The sequence below is a fragment of the Butyrivibrio sp. genome (genome assembly GCF_024699075.1).
Window position 1 is genome coordinate 1 of the sequence record NZ_JAILQF010000198.1, and the last position, 15,847, is coordinate 15,847.

Consider the following 15,847-nt stretch of genomic DNA (forward strand, 5'->3'; position numbering starts at 1 on the left):
AAGCTTTACTCGTTAATCCGGCACTGCGACAGATACAATTGTCCAAGCGCTATGCCTCCATCTCCTGGCGGAACCAGGCTGTTTTGATATAACATATAGCTTTTTTGTCTGCAAATATCCTGTATATTTGTATTAAGAAGACGATTTAGAAAAGTTCCTCCGCCTATTGCCAGCTTTAATGACGTAACCTTATTTGGATATTTGGTTTCATTTAATGAATTATCTGCATTATGATTGTCAATTAAAGTTTCTGCCATATTGACAGTTGCTAAAGAAAGCGCCTTATGAAAACCAAGAGCAAGCTCACCTTTATCTTCACCATCAATAATACGTCTGCATATATCTGCTATGAGTTTTACACCGTCCATATAATATATATCTTCTGAACCAGATATAGAATCAGCCTTCTTAGCTTTGATTATCTGAAAATCTAGTTTAGACGCCGTTTTAGCCTTAGAAGCAAATATTTCAAGCTTTGCAGGGCATTCGCCTTCATAACTATTATAACAACAAATTCCAAGAAGTGCTGAAACCGCATCAAATAAGCGTCCCATTGAAGACGATATTACTGTGTTAATGTCATGGTCAAGCGCTGCATTTAATATTTTCATATCCGGAATATCATGCTTTTGAGAATATTCTCCTTCTTCAAAAAGACCCCTCAAATATTTATCAATTATATATATTTCTTCAATTTTAATATAATCTCTTTTCTTTGCTTCATAAAGGTAACAATAGAGCGTCTTTACAGCATCTTTGGCACCTTCATCACCACCTGTCATCTTCACAGGAAGAAGACTTCCACCATGATAATAAGATAAATATCTGCAATCAGTTTCTTTACACTTTAAATCATCGTTTATATTACATATAAAAAATTCACTTCCCCATATGCTGCCATCATCTCCAAAGCCTGTTCCATCATAGGCTACGCCGACAAAATCGCCTCTTATATCATGTTCAGCTGTAACTGCCATAATATGAGATAAGTGATGCTGAACATGGAGAACATTTTCATGTCCACCTGCCTGCTTATCAGTGTTTTTTACAGAAATATACCCAGGATGCTTATCGCACACGTACCTAACCGGCTCTACATCAAGAAGTTCTTCCATGTGGCTTATTGCCTTTTCACGCGCTTTGCACGCTTCAAGTTCATCAAGGTCACTAAAATGCGCGGAAAGATATGCCTTATCAGCCTTTCCAAGTGCAAATACAGCTTTAAGGTCTCCACCTGCTGCAAAAGTCTCTTCTTTTAGAGTAAAAGGAAGATCGACAGGCCATGGAACAAGTCCTCTGGCCCTTCTTATAATCTGGACCACGTCTCCATTTACCTGATATATAGAATCATCAAGCGGTGTCAGTATCTTTCTTTGATGTGATAGCATAAAATCCGGACCACCAGTTCCAAGATACCTGCTCATTATATCCGGATCAGTCACTATAGGTTCGCCTCCCCTGTTACCACTTGTCATAACAAGCGGTCCAGTTTCCTTTAGCAAAAGAATCTGCAAAGGACTGCAAGGAAGCATGGCGCCTATTCTGTCACTACCCATTAACACCTCATCTGCAAATTTACTCTCATTATCAGGTATATCTTTTTGTTTTAATAAAACTATAGGTCTTGGGTTAGACTTTAAAAGCTCCTCTTCCCTTTTAGAAACATAGCAATATAACTTAATACTATCAATATCAGGAAACATAACCGCAAAAGGCTTTGATTCCCTGTTTTTCCATATTCTAAGCCTTTTAGAAGGTTCATTTATATATGGAGAAAAAGCGAAATGAAAACCGCCAATATCAAGAACAGCGCCAATTTGTCCGTCTTTAATGCAGTGAGTTGCCTTTAGTAAGGCTTTTTCATTCGCATTATCCAGGGCTCTAGCATCATTTATATTATTAACATTATTTATATTATTAACATCGTTTTGATCTTTAGCATCGCTTTGGTCTTTAGCATTACTTTGTTCTTTATCTTTATTATCTTTTAACAAAGCATCTAAATAACTGTCTTTATCTGTAAAAGAAAGCTGGGGTCCGCACCTGTGACAAGAGATTGTCTGTGCGTGGCGCCTTATATCGCCCTTCTTTGTATATTCTTCAAAACAATCAGGACACATATTAAATATGTCCATTGTAGTATTTTCTCTATCATATGGAACCGTATGCATTATAGAAAATCTTGGTCCGCATGAGGTACAACTAATAAAAGGATATCTGTAACGCCTGTTATTTTTATCAAGAAGTTCCTTAATGCAGTTATCACATACAGGCAGATCGGGAGGAAGAAGACGAACCACATCTTCATGCATGTTGCTATCTACAATTTTAAATGCCGGCCCTTTTGTCTCATACCCAGCGTATTTCATTCCATCTTCATTTATATCTTCTATGCTGATACTATTAACTATAGCACCGGCTGGGGGTTCTTCTTTGATCTTACGGGTAAACTTATTAAGGCTATCATCATCTGCATACGCATAGATAATAACAATACCGCCTGAATTTCTTACAATTCCGCTAATATTAAGTTTTTCTGCAATTTCCGCAACAAATGGCCTGAATCCTATACCTTGTACAAGCCCTTTTACGGTTATACACACATATCTGTTTTTGCCAGTCATAATATCATCAACCCAATGTCGTTAAACTCGCAAACGCTTTGCTTTTTGCTCGTTATAAAATCACTGCTGACGCAGTTCTACGGGTACGGGGCTTATAACCCCGCACCCGAAATCAAGATATTCCCATCACCTAAAGGTGATGGGTTATCTTGATCATTTTATATATTTAAGCAGATATCTTTTCTTATTAAGTCCAACTATCCTCAAACAATCATTATGGTCTAAATGCATTCATTTTGGTCTCAAAAACAATCATTATGGTCTAAATGCATTCATTATAGTCTGAAAATAATCATGGGGAATGGTATTACCATTCCCCAGAATCATCAGTTTATTTACTGTTTACATACTTTTAATATAAACAGTAATATGATTATTACTGCTTGGGAGCATTTGCAGCAGGAGCTGCAGCTTGTGCTGCCTGGACAGGTGCTGCCGGCTTTTCAGGTTCCGGAGGACGGTCATAATGTGCCACGCTCTTCTCTGGTCCTGGTGTCTGGTAGCCTTCAACCATATGCAGACACTTCTTAGGGCATTTAATTGTGCAATATCCGCACTGTACACAGTCAAATCTGTTGATCTCCCAGGTACGTGCTACTCTGTCAACCTTAATTGCACCAGATGGACAGTTAAGTGCACACAAAGTACAGGATATGCACTTATCAATTTCTATCTCAATGTGTCCGCGGCTTCCTTCAGGATATACCGCAGGCTCAAATGGATACTTTGTAGTAACCGGCTTTTTGAAGAGGTTACTAAGCATCGTATTCTTAAAAGTCATTATACTCATGATGTTCTACCTCCTTCAATCAGCGTTCTGTACATGAAATACAAGGATCGATACTAACAACAAGTGCTCCTACATCCGCATAATCAGCGCCCTTTAAAGTTTCACAAAGAGGTGCAATGTTAGCAAAGGTGGGGGTACGGATTCTCATACGATCAAGAATTTTAGTACCATTTCCTTTAACATAATAAATCGCCTCTCCTCTTGGCTGCTCTATTCTCATGAAATACTCGCCCTTAGGGAAGCCTGCAACCTTAGTCTCAAGTTCTCCCTGAGGAATCTTGGCAAATGCCTGGCGAATAAGATCAATACTCTGGAACAGCTCATTTATACGTACTTCAAGTCTAGCATAACAGTCACCATCATTAGATATGATAGGTTCAAAATCAAGGTCGCCGTATGCACAATATCCTGTAAGACGAATATCATTTTTTACACCACATGCTCTTGCAAATGGACCTACTGCACCAAGATCATGAGCCTGCTGTGTTGTAAGAACTCCAACTCCCTTAGATCTTGACTGAACTGAATAATCTTCAAGGAAAGTCTTTTTGATGTTCTTTATCTCTTTTTCCAGAACATTCATCTGATCAAGAATGAACTTCTGCTGATCAGCATTGATGTCTCTAAGAACACCACCAATCTTATTAACAGAGAAAATAAGTCTTCCGCCACATGTCATCTCATGAATATCAAGAACCTTCTCACGGATTCTCCATGCTTCATAGAAAAGTGACTCGAAGCCAAATGCATCAGCAGCAAGACCTAGCCACAGAAGGTGTGAATGCATTCTTCCAAGCTCAGCCCAGATAGTACGAAGATATTTGGCTCTTGCAGGAACTTCAACATTCATAACATGCTCTACAGCTTCTACGTATCCAAGTCCATGTCCAAATGAACAGATACCACAGGTACGCTCTGCAATATACATCATTTCATTGAAATCTTTTTTCTCAGCAAGTCCTTCAAGACCTCTGTGAATAAATCCAATATTAGGAATAGCCTCTTCAACAACTTCATCTTCTATTACAAGATCAAGATGCAGTGGCTCCGGAAGTACCGGATGCTGGGGGCCAAATGGAACTACGCTTTTCTTACCCATTATTTCTGACCTCCTTCATTATTGTTAGCTGCAGCGGCCTTTGCAGCAGCTGCTTTAGCTTTAGCTTCGGCAATAGCTTTAGCCTTTGCTTCCTCAGCTGCTTTTGCCTCTTCTTCAGCCTTTCTTGCAGCTTCCTCTAAAGCTTTCTTCTCTTCTTCAATACGCTTCTTTTCGTTTTCTTCAGCCTGAGCCTTCTTTTCAAGAGCGCCAGGTGGAAGCATAGGAGCTTCTTTATCAATACGATAGAATTTTCCATGGAAGTCAAAATCTATCATTTCGATATTAACATCGAAGAGCTCTGCCATCTCATTTTCGTAGAAAACAGCGTAAGGATATATCTTACAGATACTAGGTACCTGCTCAAAAACTTCAATAACAACACGAAGCAGTGAATACTGATAAGTATCATCGTCAGCAAAAGTATAGCTAAGCTCATACTTCTCGTTTACATATGCTACGCATATCTGTGACAGGCGAAGACCTGCCTCTTTTTTCTTCATAACCTCGAACAGGAGCTTATCTACAGGGATAGTCTCATGAATCTGTTCAGGATTCATAACTTTTATCATATTCCAGCTCCTTTCTGGCTCTTTACCAATGCATCATGTTCATCAGAACGCTGCTGGAAAAGAGCTACAGCCTGTACAATACCATCGATTATAGACTGTGGTCTTGCAGCACATCCCGGAACATATATATCTACAGGAATAACTGTATCGGCACCACCAAGGATATTATATGTATCCTTGAAAATACCACCGGTACAAGCACATATACCAACTGCTACAACAACCTTCGGACGAGGCATCTGATCATAAAGCTGCTTAACTACCGGAGCATTCTGAGCATTGATACCACCTGTAATAAGGAAAATATCTGCCTGCATCGGGTCACCTGTATTCACAACGCCAAGTCTCTCCGCATCATATACGGGTGTCAGCGCTGCGAGAACTTCAATATCACATCCATTACAGCTCGATCCATCATAATGGAGGAGCCAGGGGGATCTTTTAATATTCATTTCATTTGTCCTTTCTCACATCAGCCGATCAGCATCAGAACCATCAGGTTAACACCACCAGCCAGAAGAGTTACGATCCAGCTAAGTTTAAGCATATCCTGCCACTTCATACGTGCTGAAGTATTATCTATAAGAATCTCCAGGAAATAAGTTGCGAGTATAACTACTACTGCAGCCAGATAGCTCCATGGGTTCTTGTTGATAATGAAAAGAGCTTCAACTGACAGCATGAGTATTGTTTCATACCACTCTGTAATCTGGAAATATGCAAGATTCTTAGCACCCATTTCAGTAGTAAGTCCTTTTACAAGCTCCTGATGAGGATGGTGAGACTGTGCACTGTCAAAAGGAGATTTACGCATCTTAATAGTAAGAATAAATACAAATGCTATAAAAAATCCCGGCATCTTAACAATAGCGCTTGTGTCCTGATTAATTATCTCGTCAATTTCAAAAGAACCTGTTGTAAGGTAAAAACCTACAGCTGCAAGAAGTACAGCAGGCTCATAAGCCATATCCTGTACCAGCTCACGAAGACCGCCCATTGTACTCATAGGTGATCCTGTTACTGTAGCTGCAAAATATACAAATACTGCTGCAGAAGACAGAACGAAGAAGATCATAAGAAGATCAACTCCAGCATAGAACATACATCCTGTCATTATTGTCAAAAGAAGATATGACATAATAAGGAATGACTGTGATCTGTCTACTACGATTACCTGTTTCTTGAAAAGTTTGATCACATCAAATAGAGGCTGTCTTATTGGAGGTCCGACACGTCTTTGCATTCTTGCAGAGATCTTACGGTCACATCCTTCAAGAAGTGCACCAATAAGCGGAGCCACTATTATATAACAAAGAACAAGAATAATTTTTGTCATAAGATTGTACCTCCGAGTGTCTGGGATATGATCATGCTGAGCATTATTATAAGTACAGCTGTTGTAATAGCCATACTAGGTATCATAAGCTTACGCTGACCACATACGTTCTTGAAATAAAGGTTAGAAAGGACAAGTTCCTTATCTGAACCCATAGAGCTTACGAATGCATCATTTTTACCTGTGTTGATACCATTCATGTATGACAGCTTCTGATTAGCACGAAGATTCTTATCATGAATATATGCAAGAATCGGAACTGCAAAGAAGAAGCAGATCAATATGATCAGTATATAAAGAACATTGTTACCGATAACCTGCTTGGACTCTCCGAACATCTCTACAAGAAGAGGATCAACATATGTTGATGACAGAAGCGGGAACAGTACACAAAGAGCAATCATTAAGATCGCATGAATTGTAAGTGAGATCATCTCATTACGTTTTGTGATATCTCTTACTACAGGCTTGTTGGTATGAGCAATAAGCTTACCAAGCCACTTGGTCCAGTAGAATGATGTTGTAGCTGAACCAAAGCAGATAAAGAATACCAGCATGATATTACTTTCATCTACTGATGCCTTAAGAGCTGCCCATTTTGAAATAAGCATTCCGAAAGGAGCAAGGAACATACCGCAGATTCCGATAAACATGAATACTGCAAGTACAGGAAGTCTGTATAAAAGACCATGCATGTTTTCTACGTCACGGCTGTGGAGAGAGTTCTCTGTAGCACCGATGTCCTGGAACAGAAGTGATTTTGATATTGCATGGAATATCATGAGGAAGCATCCTGCCCATATTGTCTCAGGTCGGCCAACACCAGCGCAGGCAACCATAAGTCCCAGATTTGAAATTGTGGACATAGCAAGAACTTTTTTACCATCACTTTGTGCAATAGCCATTATTGATGCTGAAAGGAAAGTAAAACCGCCAATAAATGAGATCATTGTTCCGGTAAGTGTACCTGACATTGCAGGAGCAAGACGGAACAAAACATATATACCGGCTTTAACCATTGTAGCTGAGTGCAAAAGTGCTGATGAAGGTGTCGGTGCAACCATGGCACCAAGAAGCCACTTTGAAAATGGAAGCTGAGCAGCCTTTGTAAGAGCAGCAAATGCAATTAAAGCAACACCGATTATAGCAGCTTTTGAATAGGTATCACCATGAACCTGAGCAAGCTCTACAAGTGCTGTCAAAGATGCTGTCTTTTCAGTTACTGCAAAATAAATAATTCCAATGCAAAGTGCACATCCACCTAAAAGGTTCATCCACAATGCTCTAAAGGAATTAGCTATAGCTTCTTCTTCTCTTGTATATCCAATAAGAAGGAATGAACATACACTTGTTGTCTCCCAGAAAAGCTCAATCCAGAGAAGACTCTGTGAAAGAACAAATCCGAACATGGCTCCAAGGAATATGAAAAGAATCATAAAGAAATAATATCTTCTATCCTGGATATTAGTGTGATAATGCTGATATCCATGCATATAGCCAACTGCATAGATAACGATAAGGGAACCGATTATTCCGATAATAATGCACATCAGAATTGAAAGATGATCAACACGAATATGTGCAAGACCTCCTTCATCAAGCTCAGGTCCCATGAGCTCAAGCCACATAATGGCAAGTGTTGGAACTATTGACAAAAGGCTGATCCACGGACGTTTGTACTTAAAGCTAAGAAAAGTAACAACGCACATAAGGACAACCTCAGCTGCAAGAATCAGCTTGTCGATAGCCTCCGTTTCTACATAAAATTCCTGCGGTTCAAATCCGGACATACCCCATTGAACGACAAGGATTCCTACCGTGATCATAATGATAACGGCACTTACATAGGCGATTGCATTTCTTACCTTATTAACTCTGATGCAAAACATAAATACGGAGATAATAAGCGGAAAGCAAATCAGGAATGGTATTTCCCACATGTCTGTAAACTCCTTTCAGTCTTTTATTTGCATAAAAAAAGCGTTAACACATGAGCACTAAACGACCGAGCCAATGCCGAAATGTTACCTCACAAGCAACGCCTTGCAATAAGCCAACATTTAATATACATCGATTCGATTTTTATTTCTAGTTAAATATTTCACAAAATAATATAGAAAAACTATACTATTTATGCTAAAGTGATGTTTGTAAAGCCTTATTATATGGACATTTTAGCCTTTGCCTATTTTTACATTCACTATTTATGGGCAATAACAAATTTTTAGTATCTTAAGCATTAGGAGTTATCGGCTCCGGAAAGATTTTACCATGCATGAAATGAGTTATATATTACGCCTTGCCAATATGGCTGCTGATACTGCAAAAGCCAATAATGCAAATAAAGTTGAGTCTGTTTCCATCCAGGTAGGCGAAATGACAGGTCTAATACCGGAATATCTTGAACGCTATTATCCCAAAGCTGTTGATGGTACTATTCTTGAAGGCTCCAAGCTCGAAATAGAATACCTTCCTGTTTTAGTAAAATGCAAAACCTGCGGATGTAATTACCATCCTGATAAAACTAATGAGTATCTGTGCCCCTCTTGCCATAATGCAGGAAGTGATCTTCTGCAAGGCAGAGAATTTCTTATTAAAAATATCGTTATAGATGACTAAAATACATCGTACTATGTAGATAAATACTAAACTTGATTATTCTCATTCATTAATAACAAAATTATCTTTTCTCTTAAAAGGGCATACAACACCATTTAATTTATCGGTTGAATTATTCATATATTTAATGTTCGTTATTTAGTATTTACTTATTATATTATAACGTCTTTTTCTGCTTTTTCTATCATATCCTGCCTCTTCTTAACAAAATTTTTCATTTCCACCTCATGCCTCAAGTTAAACGAGTAAATAATGTTTCAAATTGATTGATCTCGTGACACCAATTTGCAAAAGAAGATGAAACATTTTCAAACTTATACTGCTTTATTAAAGGCAAAACACTAAAAGCCCACTATTTGTCCCATATTTAAACCGATTGCTTCATCTTTTATGTGTTTTGTTATATGTTTAAATAATTCAAATGGCACACTTTCAGCCAATAAAACCATTACAAAATTAATGTCAATTATTAAAAAAGCATAAATTCGTCATGTTAACTCCCAGCCTTTAAAGTGATAAAGTATGTTTTATATTTAATCAAGCAAATAGCACATTTTTATTATTATTTCAATTTTTTTAATTGTTAGGGTGCAAGGGAGCATATATGGGAACAAATTATTATCTGGACGAGGTCTTAAGGCGCTATTCAAGCTCTTTTGATCTTTACAGGGATTATTCCTTGAAAGGCGAAAAGTATCCGGCATATGGATACTTTTTTTCATTAGGAGAGAAATATGTCTTAAAAAAAGAGGCAACTCTTTGGTCAATAAGAGCTTATGAACATGTCCTTTTCTGTGAGACAGATACAATAACTATTGATTATATAAAGCATCTTTATGATGTTATGGAGAGTCATATGGAGCCTGATCTTGTAAGAAAAGGTCAGAAATATCCGGAAAAGGATCACATGATCTCTTATCTTACTATTGTAGTTATATCAAAGAACACCCCGGATGAGGAAACCATCAAAGAAATACGCAAATTCCGCTTTGACAAAGGATATCTTTTCAATTTCCGCGGTCACAGCGAAGGTGGTTTTTTATGTGCCTGTCTCGATTCCCAAAAGATCATTACTAACAACAGGGCTAAGAGATTAAAGAAAATGTTTGAGGATGTATTTGTATACCTTGATAAAAAGGCTTCCTGAGCATTTCATAGCTAATAATTAAAGTATCTGTACTGCAGAGATTCTTTAATTTCTATAAACTCATAATTATAAGGAGGAGACAGTATTATGAATGCAGCATTATTATTAATCGTTAGCATCGCAATTCTTGCCTGTGGATATGTATTCTACGGCGGATGGCTTGCTAAGCAGTGGGGAATCGATCCTAAGAGAAAGACTCCTGCTCATGAACTTGAAGATGGTATGGACTATGTACCTGCCAAAACACCTGTCCTTATGGGACATCACTTTTCTTCTATAGCAGGTGCAGGCCCAATTAACGGTCCTATCCAGGCCGCAGTTTTTGGTTGGGTTCCAGTTCTTTTATGGGTTCTTATCGGAGGTATTTTCTTCGGTGGTGTTCATGACTTTGGTGCTCTTTTTGCTTCACTTAGAAATAAGGGCCAGTCAATCGGTGAGATCATTGACAACTCAATGGGCAAAAAGTCAAAGAGACTTTTCCTTACATTTGGATATCTTACACTTCTTCTTGTTGTTGCAGCTTTTGCTTCTATCGTAGCCAGCACTTTTGGTACAACTACTTCAACAGGTGTAGCTGTAGAAGGTGCAACTCTTGCAGCTAACGAGTCAACAGCAATGATTTCTTTCCTTTTCATCGCTCTTGCTATCGTATTCGGATTCTTTGTATATAGAAAGAATGCTCCTATAGGAATCGCATCAGTATTCGGTTGCCTTGGTATCGTTGCTATTGTTGCTATCGGCCTTAACTTCCATCCAATCGCACTTACTTATAACACATGGATGATCGTTATCGGTGCTTATATTCTTGTAGCATCCGTTACACCTGTATGGATACTTCTTCAGCCTCGTGATTACCTTAGCTCATTCCTTCTTTACTTCATGATCGCTGCCGGAATAGTTGCAGTTATCGGTGCTGTTGTTACAGGTCATGGCAGTTTTGCTGTTCCTGCTTTTGGAGATTCAGCACTTAAAGGAACCGGCGTATTTACAACAGGTACAATGTTCCCTGCTCTGTTTGTTACAATCGCTTGCGGTGCTATTTCCGGTTTCCATTCACTTGTTTCTTCAGGAACTACTGCTAAGCAGCTTGATAACGAAAAAGATGCTAAGCCAGTTGCATTTGGTTCAATGCTTATTGAATGTGTTGTTGCTGTTATATCTCTTTGCGCTATAGGTTTTGTATGGACATCTGCTTCAGATGGTACATATGCATCTCCTACACAGGTATTTGCCGGCGGACTTTCAGCTATGATCGGTTCATTTGCTGGAGAAGGCGCTCAGCACGTTTTATACCAGATGCTTATCCTTGCTGTATCTGTATTCTGTCTTACATCACTTGATACAGCTACAAGACTTGCAAGATATATGCTTCAGGAATTTGTTCTTGAAAATGGTCAGAGTTATAAAGATGCAAAGGGCATCGGACGTATTATTGGTAATCCTTTAGTTGCTACAGCTATCACAGTTGTACTTGGTGTTGCTCTTGGTCTTACAGGATATACCAAGATATGGCCACTCTTTGGTGCTGCTAACCAGCTCCTTGCAGCTCTTGGTCTCATCGCTGTATGCACATGGCTTGGTCAGGTTGGAAAGAACAATAAGATGTTCTTCGTACCTATGGTATTTATGCTTATTGTAACAATTGTTTCACTTATCCAGACTATCATCGCTAAGGTTAATGCATTTAGATCATCAGGAGATATATGGGCTGTTATCCAGGCTGCAATTGCTGTACTTCTTGTATCTCTTTCACTTGTACTTGCTCATACAGCATTTAAGACATTACAGGCTCAGCGTAAGTCCAAGAAAGACAAAGAGAACGTTGCTTAACTATATGTATTCTTATCAGCTTTAAAAAAAGAGCTTTCAGAATTAATTTATTCTGAGAGCTCTTTTTTATTATTACGCGCCTGTTACTGTTACGTTTTCAATTCTTGTTATCTTAGGAAGCTTTGCATTATCATACTGGACAAGTTCTTTAGACATAGACATATTCTTTACAAGATCAAGCATATTACCTGATACAGAACCTCCGGATACGGCTGTTACTGTTTCTTTGCCATCTTTAATCTCGTGAAGATAAGCAAGACGGATTTCACCAAATATATCTCCTGTCATAGCATGTACCTGAAAATCTGAAAATTCTACAGGTTCAAGATATTTGCCACATCTTAATTCTTCTTCTGTCTTTGTACCACCTGATACCTCAGTATTTGTGATTATAAATGTGTCTTTTTCATTCAGATAATATCCAAATTTTGTAGGTCCCCAGAAGGCTACCGGAACATTTTCTTCCATTATAGTCATATCCTTTACAGGTGTTCCTTCAGGATCGTAATCGAAATTCTTTGATGAATTATCAAGATACTTTACAGCCTTAATGGTAATCTTATCGCCTTTTACATCATTTGCTATAGGAGTACCCTTTTTCCACTTACTGGTCTTCATATATATGTTACCAGTGTGAAGATTACTTAAAAAGAATCTGTATATCTCTTTGGCATCACTTGTTGTAAATACACATGGAATCTGGCCTAGAGCAGGTGTTTTTGTTGTTACAAGCCTGTCTTTACCATATTTCATTGCTTTATCAATTGTATCTTTTATATTTTTTTCATCACATGTACCTGAGTTAAATGCTCTATAAAGCTCAATTTCATGATCTTTTTCTTTGGTCCTTGCATTAACTACTGCTTCAAGCATTGAAGAAGGATATGTCTGTGTTACATCTATACCTTTACTTGTAATGATTCGCTTTGTAATATGAGAAGCGAATATTTCGTAACTGTTTATATCCTCTGTTTCTGTTTCATTTACTGATTCCATTGTTGTAATGAAATCTTTGGATATATCAGAAAGTGATAAAAGCTCTTTAGCTTCTTTCTTATCAGCACTCTGAGGATCTTTTAAATCAAAATACTTATCTTTGACATATTCTGACTGAACTACAAGATCCGCAATTGTCTTTTTAATATACTCATCAGTTTCACTTGGATTTATAGTAGCTGTTGCAAGTCCTGTATATTCATTATTGTCAAAATTCTTATATACAGAAATATCTATATTTTTTACATCAGTTACTCTGTTTTGATCAAGTTCATGTCTTATATAATAAAATTCCCAACCATGCTTTGTTGTCTCAGTGATGACCCAATTATCAGCACCGCTTTCATTAAGCAGGTCTTTAAGCTGTTCTATCTTCATCCCAGTATTCCTTTCGTTTTAAGATATGGGCCGCCGTCTGATACCTTAACCCATTCTTTGTAGCCTTTACCACATCCACCTGCGCCGAATGTCTGTCTGTCTTTTGAACACATGGTAATGTTGCCAAGAAGATCAGGGACATAGCCTGTCATAATTATAGGAGCTACAACTTTACCTGTAAGCTTACCATCAACGATCTCACGGCCTTTGGATATGATACACTGAATTCCCCAATGTTTTGGATCCTCCATACCACTTTCCATTCCTTCGAGAAGATAGCCTTTTTTAACAGATGCGATCATTTCTTCTTTGGTATACTCACCGGAATCAAATACTGTGTTGGTCATTCGTGTATAAGCCTTATGAGCGAAGTTTTCACGCTTACCATTACCTGTAGGCTTTGTTCCAAGTCTAAGGGCACTGAGGGCGTCACAGATACCTGTATTAAGTATGCCATGATCTATTTCTATAACATCGCCTGCCATTGTTCCTTCATCATCAAAGAAATAGCTTGCAACATCATCAGCACAAAGCGCTCCCTCATGCATAGTTACATTATCAGATCCAACGCGCTTTCCAATATACTCTTTGCCAAGGGCTCTGTTTTTTACAAACATATCCATCTCTACGCCATGGCCAAAAGCCTCATGCGCAATAAGTCCTGTAACCTCAGGACATGTGATGATCTCGTATTCTCCTGGAACAATTGCTGTTGAATCAAGTAGCTCTTCTACATTCTTGACTGTATCTTCTATCTTAGCTTCAAGCCCTGATAAAAGCTCACATCCTCCCATTCCGGAATGCGATGCATATTCCTGCTTGTTCTTGCCATCACGTGATGCAATTGGCATAATAGCACCTTCGCTGTATACATATGCCTGGCGAAGGTCTCTGTTTTTAGACAGGAACATCTTACATACATGAGTAGTTCTCCATAATGCATAACACTCGATAAGATGGTCGCCAAGAGCCATACCTTTATCTGATATAGCCTTTAAGCGATTAGCTATATCTTCTACATCAGCCTCTTCTGGAAGAATCTCTACTTCCTTTTGTCCCATGAATTCTAATGGTTCATCATCTAAAACAGGTGTAGGATATGTCTTTACATTAAGCATCTTTAAAAGCTCAAGCTGTTTGCCTATCTCTTCTTTTACGATTTGTGATATGTGGTCGGCATCACGCATGTCATCAGTATTAAGAGCATATTCGCTATACTGTCCATCTTTATAAACTCTGAATACTACTCCTCTTTCCGTCATCATAGTTTCATTTGAAACATGCTTGGAATGTTGTGTTATTGTAACCTCAAGCCCTTTAGAGTCTGTACAAAGAGCACTGACATAATCATATTCTTTGTAAAGAAGCTGTATTACTTCTTTTATGACCGGAGCTATAGACTCAAGGTAAGTTGAAAATGGTGTCTTCATGTCCCCGCCTTTCTTTATTTTGTACATTTCATCCATAATATTCGCATATTAAAGAATTGTTTTCAATATAAATAAGATGAAAATTACATAAAAAACCCTTCAGAATCTTGGCTTTACCACAAACTCTGAAGGGTTGTAATTACTAAGCATTATAATCGCAAATACATTCACTATTTTTATATAGTATTATCTTATAACTTTAAGTAAATCTCTGATATCTCCTATGCTCTGTTCTTTAACATACTCTGGTGTATGTGTTCTTAACCATTTTGCATATGCATCTACTGTCATTTTTCTTGGAAGCGATATACCAAGCTTCTTATGGATCATGATTGCATCTTTGAGCTGATTAGCGGTTGCCTGCATATATGCCTCCTTTTCCGGAATATAATTCCTGCAATATAGAACTGTTAACGGAAAACCCCCACACGCATACAAATTGTATACTTATTGTATATATCCCATTTTTGCTATTATAAGGAGCGTGTGCAAAAAAGTTATCGGCAACCTTTTGTAAAAACTTTAGCTCTTTTTATAAATAATTTTTTGTTTTTAGTCAAAAAAAACACCACCGGAAAACCGGTGGTGTCAGCTGTTTCTAATTATTTCTTGTTAACAGCATCCTTCAGAGCCTTACCAGCTTTGAATTTAGGAGCTGTTGAAGCAGGAATCTTGATTGTAGCGCCAGTCTGAGGATTCTTGCCGTTTCTAGCTGCTCTCTTAACTGTCTCAAATGTACCGAAGCCAACAAGCTGAACCTTGTCCTTCTTCTTAAGTGCCTTTGTGACTGTGTCAACGAAAGCCTTTACTGCTGCGTCTGAGTCCTTCTTAGAAAGACCTGTTTCCTTTGCAATTGCATCAACTAATTCGCTCTTGTTCATTTTGTTTTCCTCCACTTTTGGATTTTTTATGAACTGTACTATGTTGGACCTTGCCAACAAATTTATTTTACTGCTATTCTACGTAATTTACAACATAAAAATGCGATATTTTCTAACTTATTTGAATTTTTTTCTCTCAAAGTCTCAT

At 38.1% G+C, this 15,847-nt stretch carries 14 protein-coding genes; 3 read left to right on the forward strand and 11 right to left on the reverse strand.

Features of this window, described 5'->3' with window-relative positions; genetic code table 11:
* Positions 1 to 5: 5 nt before the first annotated feature.
* The 7 genes from K6G87_RS07890 to K6G87_RS07920 all read right to left on the reverse strand — a co-directional run bounded on the left by K6G87_RS07890 (position 6) and on the right by K6G87_RS07920 (position 8,358).
* Complete coding sequence (locus tag K6G87_RS07890; protein WP_296835622.1) at positions 6 to 2,624, reverse strand: carbamoyltransferase HypF; 2,619 nt, start codon at positions 2,622 to 2,624, stop codon at positions 6 to 8.
* Positions 2,625 to 3,000: 376 nt separating this feature from the next.
* The gene (locus K6G87_RS07895; RefSeq protein ID WP_296835623.1) at positions 3,001 to 3,414 is read right to left on the reverse strand and encodes a 4Fe-4S dicluster domain-containing protein; all 414 of its coding nucleotides are present in this window, start codon (positions 3,412 to 3,414) and stop codon (positions 3,001 to 3,003) included.
* A gap of 19 nt (positions 3,415 to 3,433) precedes the next feature.
* The gene (locus tag K6G87_RS07900) at positions 3,434 to 4,513 is read right to left on the reverse strand and encodes a hydrogenase large subunit (protein WP_296835625.1); all 1,080 of its coding nucleotides are present in this window, start codon (positions 4,511 to 4,513) and stop codon (positions 3,434 to 3,436) included.
* A complete protein-coding gene (locus K6G87_RS07905) occupies positions 4,513 to 5,082 on the reverse strand; it encodes an NADH-quinone oxidoreductase subunit C (protein ID WP_296835627.1) in 570 nt (189 codons plus the stop codon). Before K6G87_RS07905 ends, K6G87_RS07900 begins: the two co-directional genes overlap by 1 nt.
* Positions 5,079 to 5,534: an NADH-quinone oxidoreductase subunit B family protein gene (locus tag K6G87_RS07910; protein WP_296835629.1), complete on the reverse strand. Its 456-nt coding sequence runs from the start codon at positions 5,532 to 5,534 to the stop codon at positions 5,079 to 5,081. Before K6G87_RS07910 ends, K6G87_RS07905 begins: the two co-directional genes overlap by 4 nt.
* Before the next feature lie 20 nt (positions 5,535 to 5,554).
* Entirely contained in the window at positions 5,555 to 6,418 is an 864-nt protein-coding gene (locus tag K6G87_RS07915) for a respiratory chain complex I subunit 1 family protein (protein ID WP_296835631.1), read from the reverse strand.
* Entirely contained in the window at positions 6,415 to 8,358 is a 1,944-nt protein-coding gene (locus tag K6G87_RS07920; protein ID WP_296835633.1) for an NADH-quinone oxidoreductase subunit 5 family protein, read from the reverse strand. The genes K6G87_RS07915 and K6G87_RS07920 overlap by 4 nt, the downstream gene beginning before the upstream one ends.
* A gap of 340 nt (positions 8,359 to 8,698) precedes the next feature.
* On the opposite strand from K6G87_RS07920, the gene K6G87_RS07925 reads away from it, so the two are divergent.
* The 3 genes from K6G87_RS07925 (at position 8,699) to K6G87_RS07935 (ending at position 12,014) form a co-directional block, all read left to right on the forward strand.
* A complete protein-coding gene (locus tag K6G87_RS07925; protein WP_296835635.1) occupies positions 8,699 to 9,037 on the forward strand; it encodes a hydrogenase maturation nickel metallochaperone HypA/HybF in 339 nt (112 codons plus the stop codon).
* Between the two features lie 604 nt (positions 9,038 to 9,641).
* Positions 9,642 to 10,184, forward strand: a complete 543-nt coding sequence (locus tag K6G87_RS07930) for a hypothetical protein (RefSeq protein WP_296835637.1) — start codon at positions 9,642 to 9,644, stop codon at positions 10,182 to 10,184.
* 87 nt (positions 10,185 to 10,271) lie between these two features.
* A complete protein-coding gene (locus tag K6G87_RS07935) occupies positions 10,272 to 12,014 on the forward strand; it encodes a carbon starvation CstA family protein (protein WP_296835639.1) in 1,743 nt (580 codons plus the stop codon).
* Between the two features lie 72 nt (positions 12,015 to 12,086).
* Here K6G87_RS07935 and K6G87_RS07940 read toward each other — a convergent pair whose 3' ends face one another.
* From K6G87_RS07940 to K6G87_RS07955, 4 genes are all read right to left on the reverse strand, one after another.
* The gene (locus K6G87_RS07940) at positions 12,087 to 13,388 is read right to left on the reverse strand and encodes a metallopeptidase TldD-related protein (protein ID WP_296835641.1); all 1,302 of its coding nucleotides are present in this window, start codon (positions 13,386 to 13,388) and stop codon (positions 12,087 to 12,089) included.
* The gene (locus K6G87_RS07945) at positions 13,385 to 14,818 is read right to left on the reverse strand and encodes a TldD/PmbA family protein (protein WP_296835643.1); all 1,434 of its coding nucleotides are present in this window, start codon (positions 14,816 to 14,818) and stop codon (positions 13,385 to 13,387) included. Before K6G87_RS07945 ends, K6G87_RS07940 begins: the two co-directional genes overlap by 4 nt.
* Before the next feature lie 186 nt (positions 14,819 to 15,004).
* On the reverse strand, positions 15,005 to 15,184 hold the full coding sequence (locus K6G87_RS07950; RefSeq protein WP_296835645.1) for a hypothetical protein: 180 nt from the start codon (positions 15,182 to 15,184) through the stop codon (positions 15,005 to 15,007).
* A gap of 236 nt (positions 15,185 to 15,420) precedes the next feature.
* On the reverse strand, positions 15,421 to 15,714 hold the full coding sequence (locus K6G87_RS07955; protein ID WP_296835647.1) for an HU family DNA-binding protein: 294 nt from the start codon (positions 15,712 to 15,714) through the stop codon (positions 15,421 to 15,423).
* Positions 15,715 to 15,847 lie beyond the last annotated feature (133 nt).

What these genes read in the sequence shown, in the direction of transcription:
- K6G87_RS07890 (WP_296835622.1), bottom strand. Translation starts at nt 2,624, where the DNA reads ATGACTGGCAAAAACAGATATGTGTGTATAACCGTAAAAGGGCTTGTA.
- K6G87_RS07895 (WP_296835623.1), bottom strand. Translation starts at nt 3,414, where the DNA reads ATGAGTATAATGACTTTTAAGAATACGATGCTTAGTAACCTCTTCAAA.
- K6G87_RS07900 (WP_296835625.1), bottom strand. Translation starts at nt 4,513, where the DNA reads ATGGGTAAGAAAAGCGTAGTTCCATTTGGCCCCCAGCATCCGGTACTT.
- K6G87_RS07905 (WP_296835627.1), bottom strand. Translation starts at nt 5,082, where the DNA reads ATGATAAAAGTTATGAATCCTGAACAGATTCATGAGACTATCCCTGTA.
- K6G87_RS07910 (WP_296835629.1), bottom strand. Translation starts at nt 5,534, where the DNA reads ATGAATATTAAAAGATCCCCCTGGCTCCTCCATTATGATGGATCGAGC.
- K6G87_RS07915 (WP_296835631.1), bottom strand. Translation starts at nt 6,418, where the DNA reads ATGACAAAAATTATTCTTGTTCTTTGTTATATAATAGTGGCTCCGCTT.
- K6G87_RS07920 (WP_296835633.1), bottom strand. Translation starts at nt 8,358, where the DNA reads ATGTGGGAAATACCATTCCTGATTTGCTTTCCGCTTATTATCTCCGTA.
- K6G87_RS07925 (WP_296835635.1), top strand. Translation starts at nt 8,699, where the DNA reads ATGAGTTATATATTACGCCTTGCCAATATGGCTGCTGATACTGCAAAA.
- K6G87_RS07930 (WP_296835637.1), top strand. Translation starts at nt 9,642, where the DNA reads ATGGGAACAAATTATTATCTGGACGAGGTCTTAAGGCGCTATTCAAGC.
- K6G87_RS07935 (WP_296835639.1), top strand. Translation starts at nt 10,272, where the DNA reads ATGAATGCAGCATTATTATTAATCGTTAGCATCGCAATTCTTGCCTGT.
- K6G87_RS07940 (WP_296835641.1), bottom strand. Translation starts at nt 13,388, where the DNA reads ATGAAGATAGAACAGCTTAAAGACCTGCTTAATGAAAGCGGTGCTGAT.
- K6G87_RS07945 (WP_296835643.1), bottom strand. Translation starts at nt 14,818, where the DNA reads ATGAAGACACCATTTTCAACTTACCTTGAGTCTATAGCTCCGGTCATA.
- K6G87_RS07950 (WP_296835645.1), bottom strand. Translation starts at nt 15,184, where the DNA reads ATGCAGGCAACCGCTAATCAGCTCAAAGATGCAATCATGATCCATAAG.